16 protein-coding genes, 1 tRNA gene and 6 pseudogenes are annotated in these 22,026 nt (G+C 37.4%); 14 read left to right on the forward strand and 9 right to left on the reverse strand.

Annotated elements, in window-relative coordinates:
- Nucleotides 1–120: 120 nt before the first annotated feature.
- Nucleotides 121–1,509, reverse strand: a complete 1,389-nt coding sequence (locus N7U66_RS15010; protein WP_267675978.1) for a dipeptidase — start codon at nt 1,507–1,509, stop codon at nt 121–123.
- Nucleotides 1,510–1,611: 102 nt separating this feature from the next.
- Between N7U66_RS15010 and N7U66_RS15015 the strand changes: the two genes are divergently transcribed.
- A tRNA-Leu gene (locus N7U66_RS15015) sits at nt 1,612–1,693 on the forward strand.
- 172 nt (nt 1,694–1,865) lie between these two features.
- Here N7U66_RS15015 and N7U66_RS22125 read toward each other — a convergent pair.
- From N7U66_RS22125 to N7U66_RS15045, 8 genes are all read right to left on the reverse strand, one after another.
- Nucleotides 1,866–2,867 (reverse strand): T9SS type A sorting domain-containing protein, encoded by a 1,002-nt coding sequence (locus N7U66_RS22125; protein WP_313791259.1) that lies wholly within the window; start codon nt 2,865–2,867, stop codon nt 1,866–1,868.
- Nucleotides 2,788–3,828 (reverse strand): alpha-amylase family glycosyl hydrolase, encoded by a 1,041-nt coding sequence (locus N7U66_RS22130; RefSeq protein WP_313791260.1) that lies wholly within the window; start codon nt 3,826–3,828, stop codon nt 2,788–2,790. Before N7U66_RS22130 ends, N7U66_RS22125 begins: the two co-directional genes overlap by 80 nt.
- The gene (locus N7U66_RS22135; RefSeq protein WP_313791261.1) at nt 3,743–4,780 is read right to left on the reverse strand and encodes a hypothetical protein; all 1,038 of its coding nucleotides are present in this window, start codon (nt 4,778–4,780) and stop codon (nt 3,743–3,745) included. The genes N7U66_RS22130 and N7U66_RS22135 overlap by 86 nt, the downstream gene beginning before the upstream one ends.
- Nucleotides 4,781–5,052: 272 nt before the next feature.
- Nucleotides 5,053–5,982, reverse strand: coding sequence for a SusE domain-containing protein (locus N7U66_RS15025; protein ID WP_267675979.1), 930 nt, complete (start codon nt 5,980–5,982; stop codon nt 5,053–5,055).
- A gap of 18 nt (nt 5,983–6,000) precedes the next feature.
- Entirely contained in the window at nt 6,001–6,096 is a 96-nt protein-coding gene (locus tag N7U66_RS15030) for a RagB/SusD family nutrient uptake outer membrane protein (RefSeq protein ID WP_267675980.1), read from the reverse strand.
- Nucleotides 6,068–6,874, reverse strand: coding sequence for a RagB/SusD family nutrient uptake outer membrane protein (locus N7U66_RS15035; RefSeq protein WP_267675981.1), 807 nt, complete (start codon nt 6,872–6,874; stop codon nt 6,068–6,070). Before N7U66_RS15035 ends, N7U66_RS15030 begins: the two co-directional genes overlap by 29 nt.
- 62 nt (nt 6,875–6,936) lie before the next feature.
- A complete protein-coding gene (locus tag N7U66_RS15040) occupies nt 6,937–7,545 on the reverse strand; it encodes a RagB/SusD family nutrient uptake outer membrane protein (RefSeq protein WP_267675982.1) in 609 nt (202 codons plus the stop codon).
- Nucleotides 7,546–7,613: 68 nt separating this feature from the next.
- Nucleotides 7,614–10,691: a SusC/RagA family TonB-linked outer membrane protein gene (locus N7U66_RS15045; protein WP_267675983.1), complete on the reverse strand. Its 3,078-nt coding sequence runs from the start codon at nt 10,689–10,691 to the stop codon at nt 7,614–7,616.
- A gap of 268 nt (nt 10,692–10,959) precedes the next feature.
- Between N7U66_RS15045 and N7U66_RS15050 the strand changes: the two genes are divergently transcribed.
- The 13 genes and pseudogenes from N7U66_RS15050 to N7U66_RS15115 all read left to right on the forward strand — a co-directional run bounded on the left by N7U66_RS15050 (nt 10,960) and on the right by N7U66_RS15115 (nt 21,914).
- Nucleotides 10,960–12,000, forward strand: a complete 1,041-nt coding sequence (locus N7U66_RS15050) for a LacI family DNA-binding transcriptional regulator (RefSeq protein ID WP_267678537.1) — start codon at nt 10,960–10,962, stop codon at nt 11,998–12,000.
- A gap of 132 nt (nt 12,001–12,132) precedes the next feature.
- Nucleotides 12,133–13,505 (forward strand): annotated as a pseudogene (locus N7U66_RS15055) (MFS transporter).
- Nucleotides 13,506–13,507: 2 nt separating this feature from the next.
- Nucleotides 13,508–14,171: pseudogene (gene pgmB / locus N7U66_RS15060) on the forward strand (beta-phosphoglucomutase).
- Between the two features lie 66 nt (nt 14,172–14,237).
- Complete coding sequence (locus N7U66_RS15065; protein WP_267675984.1) at nt 14,238–14,432, forward strand: hypothetical protein; 195 nt, start codon at nt 14,238–14,240, stop codon at nt 14,430–14,432.
- Nucleotides 14,341–14,777: pseudogene (locus N7U66_RS15070) on the forward strand (hypothetical protein). Before N7U66_RS15065 ends, N7U66_RS15070 begins: the two are co-directional and overlap by 92 nt.
- 223 nt (nt 14,778–15,000) lie before the next feature.
- Nucleotides 15,001–16,544: pseudogene (locus tag N7U66_RS22825) on the forward strand (family 65 glycosyl hydrolase domain-containing protein); the annotation flags it as partial.
- A 322-nt stretch (nt 16,545–16,866) separates the two neighbouring features.
- Nucleotides 16,867–17,304, forward strand: a complete 438-nt coding sequence (locus tag N7U66_RS15085) for an alpha/beta hydrolase-fold protein (protein ID WP_267675987.1) — start codon at nt 16,867–16,869, stop codon at nt 17,302–17,304.
- Nucleotides 17,274–17,849 (forward strand): alpha/beta hydrolase, encoded by a 576-nt coding sequence (locus tag N7U66_RS15090; protein WP_267675988.1) that lies wholly within the window; start codon nt 17,274–17,276, stop codon nt 17,847–17,849. Before N7U66_RS15085 ends, N7U66_RS15090 begins: the two co-directional genes overlap by 31 nt.
- Entirely contained in the window at nt 17,850–18,272 is a 423-nt protein-coding gene (locus N7U66_RS15095; RefSeq protein WP_267675989.1) for an alpha-glucosidase domain-containing protein, read from the forward strand.
- Nucleotides 18,229–19,149: a TIM-barrel domain-containing protein gene (locus N7U66_RS15100; protein WP_267675990.1), complete on the forward strand. Its 921-nt coding sequence runs from the start codon at nt 18,229–18,231 to the stop codon at nt 19,147–19,149. The genes N7U66_RS15095 and N7U66_RS15100 overlap by 44 nt, the downstream gene beginning before the upstream one ends.
- Nucleotides 19,044–19,663: pseudogene (locus tag N7U66_RS15105) on the forward strand (TIM-barrel domain-containing protein). Before N7U66_RS15100 ends, N7U66_RS15105 begins: the two are co-directional and overlap by 106 nt.
- A 20-nt stretch (nt 19,664–19,683) precedes the next feature.
- Entirely contained in the window at nt 19,684–20,229 is a 546-nt protein-coding gene (locus N7U66_RS15110) for a hypothetical protein (protein WP_390886583.1), read from the forward strand.
- A 4-nt stretch (nt 20,230–20,233) separates the two neighbouring features.
- Nucleotides 20,234–21,914: pseudogene (locus N7U66_RS15115) on the forward strand (alpha-amylase family glycosyl hydrolase).
- Nucleotides 21,915–22,026: the final 112 nt, after the last annotated feature.

A 22,026-nucleotide genomic window follows, 5' to 3' on the forward strand; every position in this document is an offset into this window, starting at 1 on the left:
TCTTTTTATAAAAACCACTATTTTAATAGGTTATGGGTAGCTTTACAAAAAAGATACAGTGGAAGACGCGACCTACTTAAACGTAATAACAAAAAGTATAAGTAGGATTCCGCCCAACTATTATTTAAAAAGTTGTGTAAAATGTTTGTAAAACCCTGGAATGGTTTCGATGCCCTTTAGGTAATTCCAAATTCCAAAATGCTCGTTTGGCGAATGAATAGCATCGCTATCTAAACCAAAGCCCATTAAAATAGTCTTGCTTTTTAATTCCTTTTCAAATAAAGAGACAATAGGAATACTACCACCGCTACGTTGTGGAATAGGTGTTTTGCCAAAGGTATCTTCATAAGCTTTACTTGCGGCTTCATAACCTATACTATCTATTGGTGTGACATAACCTTGACCGCCATGATGCGGATTCACCTTTACTTTAACCCCTTTGGGCGCAATACTTTCAAAGTGTTTTTTAAACAACGCCGTAATGGTTTCCCAATCTTGATTGGGCACCAAACGCATAGAGATTTTAGCATACGCTTTACTGGCAATCACTGTTTTTGCACCTTCTCCGGTATAACCGCCCCAAATACCATTTACGTCTAGTGTTGGTCTAATAGAGTTACGCTCATTTGTGGTGTACCCTGCTTCACCATAAACCGCATCAATATCTAATGCTTTTTTATAATTTTCTAATGAAAACGGTGCTTTTGCCATTTGTGCACGCTCTTCTTTAGACAGTTCTTCTACATTGTCGTAGAAACCGGGAATGGTAATGTGATTGTTTTCATCTTGAAGGGAGGCAATCATTTTGGTTAACACATTTATAGGATTCGCAACGGCGCCTCCATATAAACCGGAGTGTAAGTCACGATTGGGTCCAGTAACTTCGACTTCAACATAACTCAAGCCGCGTAAACCAGTAGTAATTGATGGCACGTCTTTGGCAATCATGCCGGTGTCACTAATTAAAATAACATCGTTACTTAATTTTTCTTGATTTTCTTTGACGTATTTGGCTAAGTTTACGCTACCAACTTCCTCTTCTCCTTCAATCATGAATTTAACGTTACACGGTAACTGGTTTTGGGTCGTCATAAACTCCAAAGCCTTCACATGCATATACATTTGCCCCTTGTCATCACACGCACCACGAGCGAAAATAGCACCTTCAGGGTGTGCTTCGGTGGCTTTTATTACAGGCTCAAAAGGTGGTGAATCCCATAAATTAATAGGATCTGGTGGTTGTACATCGTAATGTCCGTAAACGAGAACGGTTGGTAGGTTTTTATCGATAATTTTTTCACCGTAAATAATGGGGTAGCCATCGGTTTCACAAAGTTCTACGGTATCGCACCCCGCTTTTTTTAAACTGTCCATCACAACTTCGGCTGTTTTAATGACGTCTTTTTTATAAGCAGAATCGGCGCTAATCGACGGAATTTTAAGGAGTTCGATGAGCTCATTTAAGAATCTGTCTTTATGTTCTTGAATGTACGATTGAATGTTTTGCATGCTTTATTTTTTGAATTTGAGTAAAAGTACAAAAAGACCTAAACTTTTTCTATAAAAGTATTGTTTGAATATTGAAACTATTTGTATATTTGCACCTCTTTTGCGGGCGTGGTGGAATTGGTAGACACGCTAGACTTAGGATCTAGTGCCGCGAGGTGTGAGAGTTCGAGTCTCTCCGCCCGTACAAACAAAGATAAAAGCTAACTTTAACCGGTTAGCTTTTTTGGTTTTAGTTAGAATTTTATTGATTTTCATCGAGTAAAAAAAGTCCTGCGCTTAATAAGAACAACACTTAAAAAACAAAAGCCTCCTGCATTGAGGAAGCTTTTTATTTCAAAAGGGCGCTTTAAAGAGGGTTACAACTTAATAAGTTTAGTGGTGGTCGTTGCTCCTAATTCGTTTTCTATCTGCACTAAGTACAGACCTTTTGAAATGTTTTCAATATTAAAGGTTGCTGTTTTAGAAAAATGGCCTTTAAATGTTTTAATTAATTTTCCTGAAACATCATAAATAGATAGTTTTTTTACGATTTGATTTATTGAAAATGAGGTTTGTGTCGGGTTTGGATAAATAGACATTGAATTATTAGAAGTAAATGCCGTGGTATTCAATGTTTGAGGTAAAGCATTTCCATACATTTTGAATTGACCGGCAGAAACATTAATGGGATCACTAGTATTAGTAACTTCAACAAAAGTATTACCCGTAGGATCCATTAAATCGTACCATCTTCCTGTGTACGGAAAATTTGGAACTATCGTTAAATTTGCTACTGAAAAGTTTGCTAATACAACAACGTTCTTTAGTGTTGCTGCTGGTAAGGCATCATCCCAAACATAGATGCGTTGTCTAATATTGTTGCCAACGGGAAGTATTTCATAGTCGCCTTCAAAGACTGGTTCATTAATTTTTAAAGCATTTATACGCGCATAGTCATTGTAAACCTGGACCCTATTCGCGTTTGCAACCCAATTTTCTGTCCATTGGGGTTGTGGTTTGGTGTCTAATTTACAATCCCCATCGCCTCCTCCAGGTAAATTAACGGAACCGTCACGACACGTAAAGATGGAATTATTCATCCCTAGAGCCCCAAAATGCCAGATCATTTTAGGTCCTGGTACCGTTATTAAAGTGGCAGCCACTGTGGATGCCCGAAGCAATGCCGAAGGGAGGAGTGTGGCGTTTTGAAGTGCTGTATTGCCTTCCGTTTGTGTAGCGTACATGATGCGTTCCTCGTCATGGCTCTCAGCATATCCCACCAAGCGTTTTTCACTAAAATCACGACTGTTGTGACCCACTCCGGAAATATCGCCTTGTGCGGCATAACCTTTTGAGAGTTCGGCATAAGAACCTGTCATTTTTCCCCAAAGTAGGATGCCTTTTGAAATGCCATCGGCTTCGCCGAGAAACTCTGTAATCTGCCCATTCTTTTTCTTCAGTATTCGTCCCTAGATGTTCGAATATAACATAATGTTCAGGGTCTAAACTCCAAGAATAATCTGCATAGTCTTTCAAGACAGCAACTCTATCTGACTGATAAGCATTGGTACAGTTTTCGTCGCTTGCTGTGCAGTTTTGAGTAAATCCCTTTGTTAAATCCCAACGTAAGCCATCGATGTGAAAGTTACTTACCCAATGATTAACAACTTGCTTTACATACGCTTTAGTAAGGGGATTTGAATGATTAAAATCTGAGCCTACATTATAACTATGCCGAGCCTCTTGATTAAAATAGGGGTTTTCACTACTGGGTGCTCCCCAACCATCATTATCCGGATCTTCCATCCACATGCGGACCATTGGGTTTCTTCCAAAGGCATGATTTAAGGCAACATCTAACAGGACAGCAATACCATTTTGATGACATAAATCAACAAATTCCTTTAGCTTGTCCTCAGTACCATAAAACTTATCTAAGGCCATGTGAAATGACGTGTTGTAGCCCCAGCTTTCATTGCCTTCAAATTCCATAATAGGCATAAGCTGAATGGCATTAACATTTAAATTTTTGAAGTAATCTATTTTATCTATTAAGTCCTGAAAATTTCTATCACCGTCAAAATCCCTAACTAAAACCTCATAGATTATCAAGTCCTCTTTTTTTGGTTTTTGAAAGTTGGTCACTTGCCAAGGGTAATCTGTTTGTCCCGTTTGTAATACGGTTACCTCACGTTCTTCTCCAGCAGGATAATCGGGTAAATTGGGGTAGGTATTTGTAGGAATATAAGGGTCGTCAAAGGGGGATAGTACCAATGTTGAATAAGGGTCTGCCGTTTTTACCATCATAGGTGTGTTTGCAATAGGCGTTTGGTCTACCACCCAATATTGAAACGTCTCTATTTGTCCAGCAGTTAAACCAGTTAGTTCTAACCAAAAGGTTGTTGAGCCAGGAGGTGTTATCTTTCTTCATAGAATAATTAGAATCAGGATTCCAATTATTAAAACTCCCAGCCACGTAAACAAAATCTTTAAGCGGTGCATCTAAGACTAGTGTTGCGACAGCTGGATTTGAAGCATCATAATTGATCCCATTAACTAAATTTGCAGGGAGTTGTTCTAGTATTACACCAGGATTAACTAGAACAGAAAATACTTTAGTGATTGTTGTTCCAGATTGCGTAATCTCTAATTCATAATTTTTGTTTTCAGTAATATTGGAATCCGTATACGTGTATGAAGATACATTGGTATTGGAGTTTATTACAGCGCCATTCGCCTTTAAACTATAATTCGCTAAACCATTGGTATTATTGGCAGTAATAAGTAAATCTTCTCCAGCGTTTAATATAGAGGTATTCTCAGTTGGATTTGTTAAGGTCGCTTGGAATGCACCTACATTAAAGATAAAGTCGCTGCAAGCATTCGCTTTTAATTCTTGAGAACCGTCTTCGTTTCGTATAACCATTCCTAACCTTGTTGCATTCCCGGCTTCAGTAGGTGTTAAGCCGTAATAGGTTTCGGGTACAATAGTAATAGTATAAAAACCACTTCCATTATTGGTCATTTCTCCTATACCATCATCTTGACCGTAATTGCCGACTACACTGAAACCAAAAGCATCTGTACTATCACCAATCCCGGAATGCATGTATAGTTTGGTTGGATTTGATAAGCTGTTGCAATTAGATGCACTACTATTAATATCTACTGTTATAGTAATGGATTGATTGACATCGAATGGATTGGGTGAAATAGAAATTTGAGCAGAAGAGAAACTCACAAAAAATAATGCGGTGATTAGGGAACTGAAAACTAGTCTCTTTTTTTTCATATTAAAACGGTTAAATTAAATGAGCGGTTACGTAGCCTTTAAATAAAAAAAGCTGGTCTTTAGTAACAAAACCAGCTTTTTTAAATTTTACAATTTATTGTAGTGTAGCGGTATAGGTGTAGGCTCTTGGATGACTAAAATCCACCTCAATAAAATACGTTCCAGCAGTTGTTACTGTCATATTCGTACCGTCATTAAAATCTAAAACACCATCTGATCCTGCATCACCATAATTAATGGCCCAATCATCATTAGCTCTAAATTTGAAAGCATCATCTCGGGTTAGCAGTTAAATCAATCGTGATTTCCCATTTTTTGGTCGTGGCATTGTAGCTCATGTCTTGATCGTCAACTGTGCCGCTTGGCCATCCTGCTGGTGTTGCACTACCTGTAATCGCCCAACGTGTTTCTTGTGCGCTATAGGTTAACTCGTCAGGATCCGTATTTGCTTTAATCCAATAATAACCTGAATTTGCTAATAAAATATTAGATTCTCCTTCTTGAACTAAAACACCTGAAAAAGTACCATCATCACCATAATCGCCATCAAAGCTTGTGTTTGTTGGTAGAATTTTAAATTCAGGACTCGTGACGTTCATATAAACATAGCCTTCAAAATCTGTTTCTCCAAAACCTGAGGCTTCAATGGCCACGGCATCTGCAGGTGTCCAGTCAGAACCGTATCCGCTCGCTCCTAAAAAGTTACCAACGATATATGCTTTAGGATTTTCGGTGGTGTAAGGTGTGATTGAAATGGTGATCGACTCAGAAAAACTTGCTTCTGCTTCTGTACTCCCTGGTTGTGCTTTTATTCTTATATCCACATCACCAGCGGTAAAGGGTGTAAGCGCAAGACTACCTAAAGCCACGTCATTAAGTTCCTTATTAGTCCATGTTAAATAAGTGTTATCAGTGACACTGGCATCAACAGCATTAGAGAATTCTGTTCCTGAATTGGCCAATTGCACCGTATAACTAATTTCTGTTGGGATTTCATACCTCGCTGCATCCCAAACGAGTGTAGTAGCACTATTTTGTGGATTAGCAATATCCAACACTATATCGGTTCCATCGGTTGGTAATTGTAGGACTGCTTTTGATGCGCCAGCTGCAGTTATTACAAATTTTTCATCATCTTCAGTGCAAGAGTTGAAACCTAAAAAGGTAAAAAGAGCAAGCGTTAATATTTGTATTCTTTTCATGGTTTTATGTTTTTTTAATTAGTAACCAGGGTTTTGAGTTAAATTAGTATTGGCGTCTAATGCAGACTGTGGAATGGGGAATAACTTATAGGTGTCTCGGAATGGATGAGCCATTTACGGTGCCACCTTTCCAAGGCCATAAGTAACTTCCTCCTGTGAATTTACCAAAGCGGATAAGGTCTGTTCTTCTATGTCCTTCCGCATTTAATTCACGACCTCTTTCATCCATTATAAAATCTATATCTAACTCAGAGAGTACAATTGGATCTGCATTTGAACGCGTTCTTACTAGATTCACATAGGTTAAAGCGTCATTCATATTGGCATTTGGGGCATTATTTATAGCGCATTCAGCATACATTAAATAAGCATCAGCAAGACGGTATAATGGAAAATCTGTACCTGAAAACGACGTCCCGCTGGTTGGTGTTTCATTTAAATCGTTATTTCTGAATTTAATCGAAGGATAACCATCGGTCCATTCTTTATAATCTGTCATGACGTAATTGTGACCTTCTGTCCGGAATAAGCTTGCTCTAGTGTCAATAGATGTTTCTAAATCTCCAAACAAACCATACCAAGCACTTGTCGCTCGGTGACCTTGCCAGCCTTCAGCTGCTCCAAATTGTAATATAGGAATAGTATCTGGGCTTAAATTACCGTTAACGATGTAAGTCGTGTTCCCGAAACTTTGGCTTACTACAGGGTCAGCGATTAATGGATAGATGATTTCAGAAGAGATATCATTGTCTCCAGTAAAATTTTGAAGAAAATTATTTTCTAGTGTGTACCCGCCTTCAGTAATTACTTTATTCAAGTAAGTGGCCGCATCGTTGTAGTTAGCGGTCCCGGTATAAACCTTCGCATTAAGGTATAATTTACTTAATAACATGTCTACAACATAGGTGTTTGCTCTTCCGTATCCGTTATCATTCCCTATCGTTGGTTCTATAGCTAATAGTTCTGTTTCAACATAGGTAAAAAGTTCTTCTCTAGACGCTTCGGTAAAAGTCCTGAGGTTCCAAAGTTTTCATCTGTAGCTAAAACACCTTTTCCAAAGGCATCCATGATATAGAAGTAAGCCAAAGCCCTTAGAAAGCGAACTTCACTTTTAATAGATTCTGAAATATCAACCCCTGCATTGGGTAGTACGTTTAATAAGTTATTACATTGTGGGATGGTGTAATAGGCCCTGTTGTATAGATACCTAAAAAACTTATTATTACTATTCCACTGTGAGGTGGTTGTTAACTGGTCTAAACCATCATCTCCCCAGCGGTTTTTCATGCCGTCTGCGGTAAAATCTTGTAGATTTATAATCCCTCTAAGAAAAGGAGATTCTCCAGCATCATCGGAAATATCAGAACTGCCAGGTCCATCCGGGCCTGAGAGTGCAAATGAGGCATAAAGTCTAGATAAAACACCTTCGAGAGCATTGGGGTCTTGTTCTAGTAATTGTTGGAGCGTAAGCTCCACTTTTGGTTCTGTGTCTAGGTCGTTTACACATGACGATATCGTCGTTAATAGCGCCGGAGCAAAAAAGGTTAAAATTATTTTTTTCATAGTCGTTTTTTTAAAAATCAATAGTTACTCCAAAAGTATAGGCTTGAGGTCTTGGATAAAAAGCACCGTCAATACCACCAAAGTTCTCTCGGATCTTGTCCTTCGTATTCGGTAATAATAAAGGCATTGTTAACCGATGCATATAATCTCATGTTCGTATTAGGGATAAAATTTTGTGGTAAACTATAACCCAGCACGATGTTTTCACATCTCATGAAACTTGCATTTTTCAGGAAATAATCTGAAAACTGGATATTACCATTAGCGTCATCGAATACAGGATTAGCGGCACCGTTATAAAAATTTAATACATTGGTAATACTCACGTTATTATTAGGTGTAGCGCTATCAATATTTCCATAGCGTAATTCATTCAAATCGTAGACTTTACCATCTAATTGACCTCTAAAACTGGCACCTAAATCCCAGTTTTTATAATTAACATTAAAGCCAAAGCCAAAATTCCAATTCGGTCTCAAAGATTCATAGTATTTATCATCTTCGTTAATTTGACCATCACCATTTATATCTACAAAGGCATTAGGTATTGGATTTCCACTAGCGTCATATAGTTGCTTAAGTACACCAGCTTGATAGGGTTCTTTTCCTACGATATTAAAAAGTAAATTAGAGCCCGTTCCAAGAAGTTGTCCACCTATAGGCAGTCTGTTGTTGTCCCCTAAATCTGTTACTTCTGTTTTAGAATAAGAAATATTACCATTAAGAGTGACGCCAAAATTGTCATTTCTAATAGGGTTTAGGTTTAACGATAATTCAAATCCTTCACTATCTGTAGAACCAATATTTTTTATAAATGAGTCTGTTAACCCTTGTCCTGGAGGAATTAATGCATCTGTTAATAAATCGGTAGTTTCTCTCTTAAAAATGTCGAAAGATCCTGTAATCATTCTATTTTTTGTGAATGCAAAATCAATTCCTGCGTTATAGGTATCTGTTTTCTCCCACGTTAGACCGGTTTGAAACGGATTCGCCGAATAGAGGTTGAACCCTGGCAGGTATTGACTGTTTTGACTCCCTATGGAAAATAAAGCACTTGTTGGATAATACCCCGCAGAACCCGTTATGTTTTGCTGTCCTGTTTTACCCCAGCCCAAACGTATTTTTAAGTCATCAATAAAAGGGATGTTTTGTAAGAAAGATTCTTCTTTAACCTTCCAAGCTAATGCAGCAGCAGGAAATAGACCCCAAACACCATCTCCCCAAATATCGTTTGAAACAAATAAGGAAGAAGCATCCGCCCTTAAAGATAAGGTTAATAAATATTTGTCATTGAAGTTGATGTTTGAACGCCCAAAGAAAGATTGTAAGTTTTGGTTATTGTAGTACCTGTTATTTGGGTTGCTTGGATTAAAATCAGCAACTCTCGTCCCTACTAAATCTGTATCATCGGTGGTCTCATCGTCATCTTCTAGGTAATATTTAAAAATAGCCTTATTCCCATCGGTCTTAAAATTTTGATAGGCATAACCCACCTGCAAATCATAACTCGTAATAAATTGATCTTCTAGACTTTTAGCATACTGTAAATACGCATCAAACGTTGTGTTTGTAATGTGTTGTCTTTCGGCATAATTTAAACCAGGATTGAATAGGTAATCGCCATTGGTATCTATTTGATAAGTTGCTAAGGCATTATTACTAAAAGTCTCTTCAATTTTAGAACGTGAAGCGTCTAACCCTAAATTAACCACTGCTTTTAATTCTGGTAAAAATGGCATCGTATAATCTAATTCTACATTACCCAAGAATCTAAAGGCTTTTTCAGGACGCTCTCTTTGCTCTAATAAAGCCAATGGGTTAGCTTGTCCGTCAATTAAGTTTCCATTGGTGTTTGTATAAAATCCTCCAAAGATACCAGTTTGATTATATACCGGTTTTGTAGGGTCGAAAACTAAAGCGCCGCCAAGTGCACCTCCAACATCAGCAGCGTTTTTATCAGCAACGGTTATTTTGGCATTTGTATCTACCTTTAAATGGTCGTCCAAGAATTTAGGAGATAATTTAAATGAAGCACTTAAACGTTCGTAATCATCTGTTCTTACGACCCCTTCGGCATTACTATAACCTAAAGAGGCTCTAAACGGTAGGTTTTTTCCTAAATTAGCACGCACAGAGAAATTAGTGTTGGAGGTGATTGCTGATCTTAAAATAGCATCTCTCCAATTGGTATCGTAGATTTCTCTATTTTCTGTTCCTGTGATATTCCCATTAGTGTCATAAATATTTACTTGAATGATTCTTGAGGGCTCACTAGTAGATACAGCACCTACTTCAAGACCTAAGTTTTTTTCTAAATTTGGATGGTATTGTTTAATAAAGCGAACATAATCATCACTGGTCATCATATCTAAACGCGAACCGGGAGTACTCGAGGTTACTGACGTTGAAAAATTATACTGAGCGGCACCGGAAGTGCCACTTTTAGTCGTAATAATAATAACACCGTTTGACGCTCTAGATCCATAAATAGCTGTGGCAGAGGCGTCTTTTAAAATGGTAAAACTTGCTACGTCGTTAGGGTTCACTAAACTTAAGGGGTTACTAACTCCAGCAGGATTTTGATTTCCAATAGGCACGCCATCGATCACTATTAATGGGCTACTATCTGCATTTAGAGAAGCACCGCCTCGAATTCTAATGTTAGGTGAAGAGTCCGGAGAACCACCACTATCTGTAATTCTAACTCCAGCAGCTTTACCACGTAGCAGTTGATCTGTAGAAGTTATGGCCCCGGTATTAAACTCTTTTGAGGACACAACATCCACAGAGCCTGTTAAGTCTTCTTTTTTTACGCTGCCATAACCTATGATAACCACTTCCTCTAGTTGTGAAGCATCGTCTACTAGCGCAATATTAATAGAAGGTTGACCTGTATATATAATACTTTGCTTGATAAAACCTAAATAGGAGAATTCTAATACATCACCTGTATTAACCGTGATTTCATAGTTTCCATCAAAATCTGTGGATGTCCCCTTATTGGAGTCTTTGACAATCACATTTACACCTGGTAAGGATAGCCCTGAAGATTGTTCGGTTACTGTACCTGTAATGGTGTTTTGCGCCATGAAGTAATTGGGCAAAATTAATAAGACAAACAGGAGACAATTAAAAATTGTTTTCATAAATAACTATTTAGTTAGTTTCTAAAATTTAATTTGATATTTTCACTTCTCGATGTTAAATCTATGTAAAATTTAAGTTAAAAAACGGATATCCCTAGTAATAACAAGCAACGCAAACGTTTTCGTGTTGACAACTTTTTTAATTTCATGTGTTTTTAACAATTCGGCGCCTTCTTTTTTTTGTTTTTTGCAACTTAAAGCTCAGATTTTAGGAATTGAGTAATAAAAGCTTGTATTTTTGAGCATATCTACAACCATTTACTTAAAAATGAAACGAAAAGTCACCCTTAAACAGATTGCTAGAGAACTAGATGTTTCAATATCTACCGTATCTAAAGCCCTTCGAAATAGCGTAGAAATTAGCGAAGACACCGGAGAAAAGGTTCAGGCCTTTGCTAAACTATATAACTACAGACCCAATAATATTGCACTGAGCTTAAAAAACAGAAAAACAAAAACTATTGGGATTATTATCCCGGAAATAGTGCACCATTTCTTCTCTAAGGTTATTAGAGGTATTGAACTCGTTGCCAATAAAAGAGGCTATAATGTTATTGTTGGTTTGTCTAATGAATCTTTTTCAAAGGAAGTGATTAACATGGAAATGTTAGCCAATGGTAGTATTGATGGTTTTATACTATCGGTTTCTAAGGAAACTCTGAAACTCCAAGATTATCATCATTTTATAGAAACCATTAGTCAAGGGATGCCCATAGTCATGTTCGATCGTGTCGTTAATGAAATTAATTGTGACAAAGTCATTGTAGATGATCTCAAGGGCTCAAAAAAGGTCGTGAATAAATTGGTTGAAAATGGCTGTAAAACCATAGCGATTATAACCACTAAAGATTATGTAAGCGTTGGAAAGTTAAGAACACAAGGCTACATAGAAGCTTTAGAAGCGCACAACATAAAACCAAAAGCGGACTTAATTCTAAAAGTGGATGATAATTTAGTTTCCGATGAGCACTTGGAAGTATTAGAACAGGAGATTGAATTCATGTTAACAAACAACCCTAAGATTGACGGGGTATTTGCGGTTAATGAATTGTACGCCATTTCGGCCATGAAAGTCGCTCAAAAATTGAAGCGCAAAATTCCTGAAGACATACAGGTTGTTGGGTTTACAGATGGTGTACTCTCAAAACATGCCAGCCCAAGTCTAACAACCGTGAGCCAGCATGCGCAGGAAATGGGTGAGAAAGCAGCCCAATTACTTATTGATAATTTGGAAGTGGAAGAGGAAGAAGAAACGTATCAAACGGTTATTATTGAGACCGAATTAATTGAACGCGAATCAACAAAATAGAAATTTTTCTTAGGAGTTTTAAAATCTTTTATATCTTTACAGCCGATCAAAACAAATATTTTCACTTCTCAACGAAAATAGTTTTGATAAGTTTTTTCGCTTATCAAATAGTATAAATTTAAACATACTATAATGAAAAAACGCACGCTAGGTTTCTGGGAAATCCGGAATATGAGTTTCGGTTTTCTCGGGATTCAATTTGGTTTTGCACTACAGGGAGGCTTTATGTCTCGTATATTTCAAACATTAGGAGCAGAAAAAGATGCCATTCCTTTACTATGGATTGCAGCACCTTTAACGGGCTTGTTGGTGCAACCCATTATTGGTTATTTAAGTGACCGAACATGGAGTCCAAAATGGGGCAGAAGAAGGCCTTACTTTCTTTTAGGTGCTATCCTAAGTTCTATAGCTTTATTCTTTGTGCCTTACTCTCCAACCCTTTGGGTAGCTGCAGGGTTTCTATGGATTTTAGACGCCTCCATTAATATTTCTATGGAGCCATTTAGAGCGTTGGTTGCAGATAAACTGCCGGAGTCTCAGCGTTCTTACGGTTTCGTTATTCAAACGTTAATTATAGGAATTGGTACATGGATAGCAAGTAACCTTCCTTGGTTAGTGTCCAAGTTTGGGGTTAGTGATTCTGCAGATCTAGGAGTGGTGCCCATGTCGGTTAAAATCGCCTTTGCTATTGGCGCTTTTGTTTTTTTGCTGAGTATACTTTATACCGTTTTTACAACCAGTGAATATCCTCCTGAGGATATGGAGGCCTTTAAAAAAGAACAGACTAAAAAAAACAACTTCATTCCGGATATTTTAAACAATATTGGAAATATGCCTTTAACGATGAAAAAATTAGGTATAATTCAGTTTTTTTCATGGTTTGCTTTTTTTACCATGTGGAGTTTAGCAAACCCTGCTTTAACAGAACATGTTTTTCATACACCAGCGCCATTAGAATCGACTTATGATATGGCGGTATTTGCTCAATCTGAAGCTTTCAATGTTGCAAACACCGCATTCCAAAAATCTTCAAACTTAGTGGGATCAGCTATGGGTGTTTATGGTTTGTCATCTATGGCATTTGCACTACTCCTAGTTTTGTACACTTCCAAAAGAAGAATTAATAGAAAATTAGTGCATATGTTTTCATTAATTATTGGAGGCTTAGGATTCATATTTATGCATTATGCCTCCCGCAGCATTTAAAGTACTGTTTCATTCTTATCGGTTTTGCCTGGGGAAGTATTTTGTCAATGCCTTATGCTATGCTTTCAAGTTCTGTAGATCCAAAGAAAATGGGTGTTATTATGGGGATATTTAACATGTTTATTGTTATTCCTCAAATTATTGCGGCTTTAGGAGGGATTAATTTTATATCCGGATTAATAGGAGATGAAGCGATAAATGCGATGACTGTCGCTGGAATAAGTTTAATAATTGCCGGTTTTTGTAATTTATTAATTACAAATAAAAACGCCATTACCTATCAACCTGAAGCACTATAAAAATGACAAAAAAAGGATTCATATTTGATTTAGATGGTGTTATTGTAGACACTGCAAAATATCATTTTTTAGCATGGAGAAAATTAGCGAATAGTATTGGCATCGATTTTACTCACGAACAAAATGAACAACTTAAAGGGGTGAGTCGAATAAAATCCTTAGAAAAAATATTAACCTGGGGAGATAAAACCATTTCAGAAGACCAGTTTATGGAACTTATGGCAAAAAAAAATGAGGAGTACCTAAGTTACATTACCAAAATGAATGCCACAGAAATCTTGCCGAGATGTGCCAAAAGTATTGGACTTCTTAATAGAAAAAAAACAACCAGTGTCCTTAGGTTCTGCTAGTAAAAATGCAAGAGAAATACTTAAAAAAGTAAGACTCATAGAAAAATTTGATGCCATTGTTGACGGTAACGACGTTTCTAAAGCAAAGCCGAGACCGAAGTGTTTTTAATGGCAGCAAAAGCGCTTAGAATAAAACCAGAAGATTGTATTGTTTTTGAAGATTCGGTGGCTGGAGTTCAAGCCGCAAATACTGCCGGAATGATATCCATTGGGATAGGGGCAAGAAGTGTCCTCCACGAAGCAGATTATGTATTTAATGATTTTACTGAACTGTCTCTCGGAATTTCTAACGCAGCTAATAAATAACAAAAAATAAATTCAAGAGTCTAAGTCGTTTAGAGCTGAAAGGCTCTGCCTAATTAACTCAATTATCATAAAAACAATGAATTTAAATTATATAAAACCGGACCAATGGTCAATAATAGAAGAGGGGTTTAATACAGGGCGTGTAAAATCCTCAGAGAGTTTATTTAGTATTGGAAACGGTGCCATGGGGCAACGGGCGAATTTTGAAGAGTCGTATTCGGGACCTGCCTTTCAAGGCAGTTATATTGCAGGGGTTTATTATCCGAGATAAGACCGGAGTAGGATGGTGGAAAAACGGGTATCCCGAATACTTTGCTAAAGTTCTTAATGCCCCAAATTGGATTGGGATTAATGTGATTGTAAACAGCGAAAAATTGGATTTATTTACCTGTAAAAAAGTAGCGCATTTTCGTCGGGAGTTGCATATGAAAGAGGGCTGGTTATCCGAAGTTTTGAAGCAACCCTTCAAAATGATACTGTAATTAAAGTGGAGGCCAAGCGATTCTTAAGTTTAGACATGGATGAAATAGGTGCTATAAGTTATGCGGTAACCCCATTAAATAGTAACGCAGAAATTTCATTCTTACCTTATTTAGATTCTCGGTATCACCAATGAAGATACCAATTGGGACGATAAGTTTTGGGATACACTGCATGTAAGTCATGAAAATCATCAGGCATTCATTCAGGCGAAGACCATGAAGACTGACTTTTTCACCTGTGCTTTTATGGAGTCTAAAGTATTTATAAATGGACAGTCGGTATTAATAGAACCCAATATAAGTGCAGACGCCAATTACGCCTCATTTAGTTATGATTACGCCGTAAAAGAAGGTGATACGTATGCTATTCATAAATTTGGCGGCTATACTGTAGATAGAAACCATGATAAAAACGAGTTGGTTTCTGCTGCTAAAAGTGTGTTAAAAAAGGCTACGATGTTAGGATTTAATGAGCTTCTAGAAATGCAAAAGGCGGCTTGGGCTAAAATCTGGAATATGGCAGATATTACCATAGAGGGAGATGTAAAGGCACAACAAGGCATTCGCTTTAATATCTTTCATTTAAACCAGACGTATTCGGGTAAAGACGCAACGTTAAATATTGGTCCTAAGGGTTTTACTGGTGAAAAGTATGGGGGAAGTACCTATTGGGATACCGAAGCTTACTGTATCCCGTTTTACATGGCAACCAAAGATCAAGGGGTCGCTAGGAATCTTTTGAAATATCGTTATAATCATTTGGAAAAAGCCATTGAGAATGCTCAGAAATTAGGGTTTTCAAATGGAGCAGCTTTGTACCCTATGGTTACCATGAATGGAGAAGAAAGCCATAACGAATGGGAAATTACATTTGAAGAGATTCACAGAAATGGCGCCATCGCCTTTGCTATTTTTAATTACTACCGCTATACAAACGATTTTTCGTACATCCCGAAATGGGATTAGAAGTGCTTATTGGTATTGCTAGATTTTGGCAGCAGCGCGCTACGTTTTCAACATTAAAAAAGCAATATGTCATTTTGGGGGTCACTGGACCTAATGAATACGAAAATAATGTAAATAACAATTGGTACACAAACTATATTGCAAAGTGGTGTATTAATTATACGTTGGAGAGCATAGAAAAAGTAAGGGCGGATTATCCAGAGGATTTTAAAAGAATAAAGGGGAAAACCAACATTACAGATCAAGAATTAATACTCCGGAAAAAGGTCGCAGATGGTATGTATTTTCCGTATTCAGAAACGCAAAAGGTCTATCTTCAGCAAGATGGTTTTTTAGATAAAGATCTGGTAACTGTTGCTGATTTATCCCAAGAAGAAAGACCAATCAATCAAAAATGGTCTTGGGACAGAATTTTGCGTTCGCCTTATATAAAACAGGCCGATACGTTACAAGGATTTTACTTTTTTGAAGATGATTTTTCAACCGAAGAACTAAAACGTCATTTTGACTTTTATGAGCCATTTACAGTTCATGAAAGCTCTTTGTCACCCTGTGTTCACAGTATTCAAGCCGCTAAACTTGGGCAGATGAAACAAGCTTACACCTTCTATTTACGTACGTCTCGTTTAGATTTAGACGACTATAATCATGAAGTAGAAGAAGGGTTACACATTACATCTATGGCAGGAACTTGGATGAGTATCGTAGAAGGTTTTGCTGGGATGCGTGTTAAGGAAAACACCTTGTCTTTCGAACCAAAAATCCCTAAAGAATGGGAAGGCTATTCCTTTAAAGTGAATTTTAGAAATCAGGTAATTAAAGTAAAAGTGGAACAGGGCAAAACCTCTTTTGAGTTAGAGGGTGCTGAAGCTTTGGTCATTTTAGTAAACGGCAAAGCGATTGAAATGGCTCCAAATCATTTAGTAACGGTCTAATTAAAAGCCCATATAAAACAGGAAAGATGTCTGTTTTTTTTTGTAAATATTGAAGTTGTCGGACAAATGGAAAACACCAGGATTTATGCTTATGGAAAAGCAGTTGAGGCTTTGTCTTTGACTATTAGAATTTAAAATAGTAGTCTTTATTTTGAGTAAAAATGAAAAAGAAACATTAGATTTAAGTCGTTTCAATGAGTTGGAGTTACCAGGAGACTCTTTAATAACATCATGACAGAAACACAATGTGTTTAGCGTGATGCTTTGGAGTTGTCTCAGAAATGCGCCTTCATTTTTACTAATAACCTAAAATAAAAACATAATGAAAAAAAGCCTCTTATTACTCGTTTTGGCAACCATCTTAGCCTCATGTAAACCTTTTGATCAGGAAACCGTATCTAGACAAAATAGATCAGAAATTGATCTTTCAAACCTTAAAGCAAAAACACTTAAAAATGCGGTTATATCAGGAGGAGAAATTCAAAGAATTGATAGTTTTCCTTCCCAGTATGTAAGCTCAAGACCCGTGGATATTTGGTTGCCTAATAAATATTCTAAAGATAAAACTTATAGTGTTTTATACATGCATGACGGTCAAAATTTGTTTGATGCTACTAATACAGAGAATAAACAAGAATGGATGGTAGATGAGATCGCCACCAAGTTAATGGATGATGGTGATGTTAGAGAATTTATAGTGGTTGGAATACATAGCATTCCAAAAACGCGATGGAAGGATTTATTTCGGAAAAAACTTTAGATTATCTCAAATTAGGTGTAAAAGATTCTATTTTTCAAGTAGAAATAAATTCTAATGTTGACGAAAAGCTAAATGGTGATGCGTATTTAAAATTCATGGTCGACGAAGTAAAGCCATATATAGATGCAACGTACTCAACAAAAAGAGATAAAGATAATACTTTTGTTTCTGGTTCAAGTATGGGCGGATTAATGGCTATGTATGCTATTTGTGAGTATCCGAAAGTATTTGGAGGCGCTGCATGTCTTTCTACGCATTGGCCCGGAACGATGCCACAAAAAATGAATCCGATACCCAACGCTATATTCGCTTATCTCGAAAAAAAATTGCCAAGTCCAATAGACCATAAACTGTATTTCGATTTTGGCACAAAAACATTAGATAAAAACTATCTGCAATATGAAGATACCGTGAACGAGATTTTCGCTGACGCTGGATATGATTATTCAAATTTTAGAAATTTAGAGTTTGAAGGTGCAGATCATAGTGAGCTATCATGGCAGAAAAGATTTGACATACCATTAACTTTTTTACTCGGTAAATAATTGAAATTAAGTCTTACAACCATCGTCTTATTTTTAACGGTTTTCAGTTTCGCACAGAATCCGGACAGAAAATACAAATCCCATTTTCAAGAAAATGGGGTTTTAAAAGTGGAAACTAACGATGGTGAATATGTTTTAACCTTCTACAGCGAGGCTATTATTGAAACGGTGTTCATTCCAAAGGGAGAGGTGTACAATACCAATTCTCATGCCGTCGTGTTGTCTCCTGAGCGTATCAAAACGACTTTCAAACAAATCGCAGGAAGGATAAGTTTTGGGACAGATAATCTAACAGTAACGATAATAACAGCGCCTTTTCAAATAGTGTATTCCTATAAAGGAAAACCAATCCTTTCAGAAAAACTGGGCTTTCAAAAAAATGACAGTCTCGGAAACGATAAGTTTCAATATAAAAAAAGATGAGGTTTTATATGGAGGGGGTGCTCGAGCTCTAGGGATGAACCGTCGTGGGCACCGATTGCAATTGTATAATAAAGCGCACTATGGATACGAAAACCGAAGTGAGTTAATGAACTTTACATTACCAATTGTCGTGTCTTCGAATAAGTATATGGTGCATTTCGATAACGCGCCCATTGGCTTTTTAGATTTAGATAGTAATAGAAATAACACACTTATTTACGAAACGATATCGGGGAGAAAAACGTATCAGATCGTTGTGGGCGATTCATGGTTAGACCTTATTAAGAACTACACTCAGTTAACAGGAAGACAGCCCTTACCGCCACGTTGGGCTTTTGGCAATTTTGCCAGTCGATTTGGGTACCACTCTCAGGCTGAGACAGAAGCCACTATCGCTAAATTTAAAGAAGAACAAATTCCCGTTGATGCGGTTATTCTAGATTTATATTGGTTTGGAAAAGAGATCCAAGGCACTATGGGTAATCCGGAAGTTTATAAAGATTCGTTTCCTGATTTTAAAGGGATGACCTCAAAATTAAAACAGCATGGCGTAAAAACCATAGCTATAACTGAACCTTTTGTTTTAACAACATCAAAGCGCTGGAAGGAAGCTGTGGATCACGATATTTTAGCTAAAGATTCTATTGGAAATCCCTTCCGATATGATTTTTACTTCGGTAACACAGGCTTAGTAGATATCTATAGCCCAAAAGGTAAAGCTTGGTTTCAAAACGTTTATAAAGAAATGGCTGGATTAGGTATCGCTGGTGTTTGGGGAGATTTGGGGGAGCCGAAGTACATCCATCTAAGCTATTACACGCAACAGGAACTGCCGATGAGGTTCATAATATTTATGGTCACGACTGGGCGCGCTTAGTTCAAGAGGTATATGCTAAAGAGTTTCCTAGCCAAAGACTTTTTATTTTAATGCGTGCTGGTGCCGCTGGATCCCAACGGTTTGGTATGATTCCATGGTCCGGGGATGTGAACAGAACCTGGGGAGGCTTACAAAGTCAAACAGAGATCGCATTACAAATGGGGATGCAAGGTCTCGCTTACATGCATAGCGATTTAGGAGGTTTTGCTGGTGCAAATCGGATGATGAGCTCTATGTACGTTGGTTGCAGTATGGTGTTTTTCAACCCATTTATAGACCGCATGGTCAAGAAGAGGTGCCAGCCGAACCCGTATTTAGAGCACCAAAAGCAAAGGCATTGGCTAAAGAGGCTATTGAATTACGTTATAAATTATTACCCTACAATTACACGTTGGCGTTCCATAACTCACAAAATGGCGAGCCCTTAATGCGTCCATTACTATTTGAAGAAACCGATAACCAGCAAGTATTAACCAACGCGGTAACCTATTTATGGGGACCGATTTCTTGGTGACTCCAGTAACGCATAAAGGTGTGAATTCGATAGAAATGTATTTTCCAAACACCAGTAATTGGTTTAATTTTTATACCGATAAAAAAGTTATTGGCGGACAAACAGAAACCATACAAGTTGAAAAAAGCACGATACCTACCTTTGTTCGTGGAGGTGCATTTATAACCACTGCAAAACCAATGCAAAGTACCAATGAGTACGATGGTAATACATTCGATTTACATTATTATTTTGATGCTTCAGTAGAAAAAAGTGAACGTGAAGTATATAACGACGATGGTGTAACGAGAAATGCCTATAACCAGGGGTTATTTGAACGTCTTGCGTTTGAATCTGAAACGAAAAAGGGCTCTTTTGAGATTGAATTTGAGGCAGAATTGGGTGACCATTATTCAGCATCAACCAAAGTGATAAATGTTATCGTTCATAATTTCCCAAGACAACCAAAACGTATTAAAAGCCATGGTAAAACACTTGAATTTAGTTATGATACCTTATCTAAAGTGCTCTTTTTTGCAATAGAATGGAATACTTTAAAAGCAATAGAAACTAAAATCAGATTTTAAAAAAATGAAGAAATATCTAGTTATACCCGTAATTGTACTCTTAATTTTTACTTGTAAATTCAAAGAGAACACGATAATAGGAAATGCTCAAGTTGTAAAACCTATAGTAGAAGAAATCCCCTTTGTATGGGAAGGTGCGAATTTGTATTTTTTGCTGACAGACCGGTTTAATAATGGAGATATAAGCAACGATGTTAACTATGATCGAACGGAAGAAACGGGAAAGTTACGAGGTTTTAAAGGTGGCGATTTAAAAGGGATTACAGAAAAAATTAATGAAGGATATTTTACAGATTTAGGCGTCAATGCCCTTTGGATGTCACCCATTTTCGAACAGATTCATGGTGGTACAGACGAAGGCACTGGAAAAACGTATGGCTATCATGGGTATTGGACCAAAGACTGGACCAATTTAGATGCTAATTTTGGAAGTCGTGAAGATTTAAAAACACTAGTAGAAGCGGCACATGCTAAAGGCATTCGTGTGGTTTTAGATGCGGTAATTAATCATACAGGACCCGTGACTGAAAAAGACTCGGTTTGGCCTGATGGATGGGTGAGAACTGGTCCGCAGTGTACATACACCAATTACGAAAATACGATAACGTGTACATTGGTTGAAAATCTACCGAGATATAAAAACGGAGCATAATGATGATGTAGTGCTACCACCGCAGCTGGTTGCTAAATGGAAAGCAGAAGGACGTTACGAGCAAGAAGTTAGAGAACTTGATGCTTTTTTTGAAAGAACAGGACATCCCAAAGCACCACGCTTTTACATCATGAAATGGCTGACTGATTATATATCCGAATTTGGCATAGATGGGTACAGGGCAGATACGGTTAAGCATACCGAAGCGTATGTGTGGCAGGAATTTAAGAAGGCCTGTGATTTTGCTTTCGCAGAATGGAAGCAGAAGAACCCGGAGGCTGTTTTAGATGATAACGCCTTTTATTTGGTTGGTGAAGTTTATAACTATGCTATCTCCGCCGGAAAAGCATTCGATATGGGTGATAAAAAAGTTAATTATTTTGATAAAGCATTCAATCAGCTCATCAATTTCGAATTGAAATGGAACGTAAAGCAGCAAAGTAAAGAAGCGGTTTTTAGTCGCTATTCTAGTATGCTTAACAATGAATTAAAGGGTTTTGGAATCTTAAATTACATGAGTTCTCATGATGATGGACAGCCTTTCGATCCCAAACGAGAAAAACCTTACGAAACAGCAACTATGTTGCTGTTAACACCAGGGACTTCACAAATATATTATGGCGATGAATCGGCGCGTTCGTTAGTCATTGATGGAACCGTTGGAGATGCTACCCTGCGCTCGTTTATGAATTGGGAGGCGATTAAAACCAATACAGAAACCCAGCAGATATTAACTCACTGGCGAAAATTAGGACGGTTTCGGGTAAGTCATCCAGCAATAGGTGCTGGAATACATCAAGTAATTAGCGTAGAACCTTACGTGTTTACAAGGACTTTTTCTAAAGTAGACTATAAAGATGCAGTGGTGGTTGGATTAGATTTAAAAGCCGGCGAAAAAGAGATTGACGTGTCTTCTGTTTTTGTAAACGGAGACCTATTGCATGAGGCCTATTCAAACCAAGATGTTGAAGTCTTAGAGGGTAAAGCCAAGCTTTCTTACGGATTCGATATCGTATTACTAGAAAAGAAATAACTAAAGCGTCTCACTTTTGAGCATAAAATAATTTTTCAATGAAAAAACAAATCACACTATTACTTTCGCTAGCCCTGTTTTTAGGGTGTAAGCAAGAAACGAGAACAGAAAT

The organism is Lacinutrix neustonica, from assembly GCF_026625145.1.
Taxonomy (GTDB): Bacteria; Bacteroidota; Bacteroidia; order Flavobacteriales; family Flavobacteriaceae; genus Lacinutrix; species Lacinutrix neustonica.

What these genes read in the sequence shown, in the direction of transcription:
- N7U66_RS15010 (WP_267675978.1), bottom strand. Translation starts at nt 1,509, where the DNA reads ATGCAAAACATTCAATCGTACATTCAAGAACATAAAGACAGATTCTTA.
- N7U66_RS22125 (WP_313791259.1), bottom strand. Translation starts at nt 2,867, where the DNA reads ATGACAGGTTCTTATGCCGAACTCTCAAAAGGTTATGCCGCACAAGGC.
- N7U66_RS22135 (WP_313791261.1), bottom strand. Translation starts at nt 4,780, where the DNA reads ATGAAAAAAAAGAGACTAGTTTTCAGTTCCCTAATCACCGCATTATTT.
- N7U66_RS15025 (WP_267675979.1), bottom strand. Translation starts at nt 5,982, where the DNA reads ATGAAAAGAATACAAATATTAACGCTTGCTCTTTTTACCTTTTTAGGT.
- N7U66_RS15030 (WP_267675980.1), bottom strand. Translation starts at nt 6,096, where the DNA reads ATGGCTCATCCATTCCGAGACACCTATAAGTTATTCCCCATTCCACAG.
- N7U66_RS15035 (WP_267675981.1), bottom strand. Translation starts at nt 6,874, where the DNA reads ATGTTATTAAGTAAATTATACCTTAATGCGAAGGTTTATACCGGGACC.
- N7U66_RS15040 (WP_267675982.1), bottom strand. Translation starts at nt 7,545, where the DNA reads ATGAAAAAAATAATTTTAACCTTTTTTGCTCCGGCGCTATTAACGACG.
- N7U66_RS15045 (WP_267675983.1), bottom strand. Translation starts at nt 10,691, where the DNA reads ATGAAAACAATTTTTAATTGTCTCCTGTTTGTCTTATTAATTTTGCCC.
- N7U66_RS15050 (WP_267678537.1), top strand. Translation starts at nt 10,960, where the DNA reads ATGAAACGAAAAGTCACCCTTAAACAGATTGCTAGAGAACTAGATGTT.
- N7U66_RS15065 (WP_267675984.1), top strand. Translation starts at nt 14,238, where the DNA reads ATGAATTTAAATTATATAAAACCGGACCAATGGTCAATAATAGAAGAG.
- N7U66_RS15085 (WP_267675987.1), top strand. Translation starts at nt 16,867, where the DNA reads ATGAAAAAAAGCCTCTTATTACTCGTTTTGGCAACCATCTTAGCCTCA.
- N7U66_RS15090 (WP_267675988.1), top strand. Translation starts at nt 17,274, where the DNA reads ATGGAAGGATTTATTTCGGAAAAAACTTTAGATTATCTCAAATTAGGT.
- N7U66_RS15100 (WP_267675990.1), top strand. Translation starts at nt 18,229, where the DNA reads ATGACAGTCTCGGAAACGATAAGTTTCAATATAAAAAAAGATGAGGTT.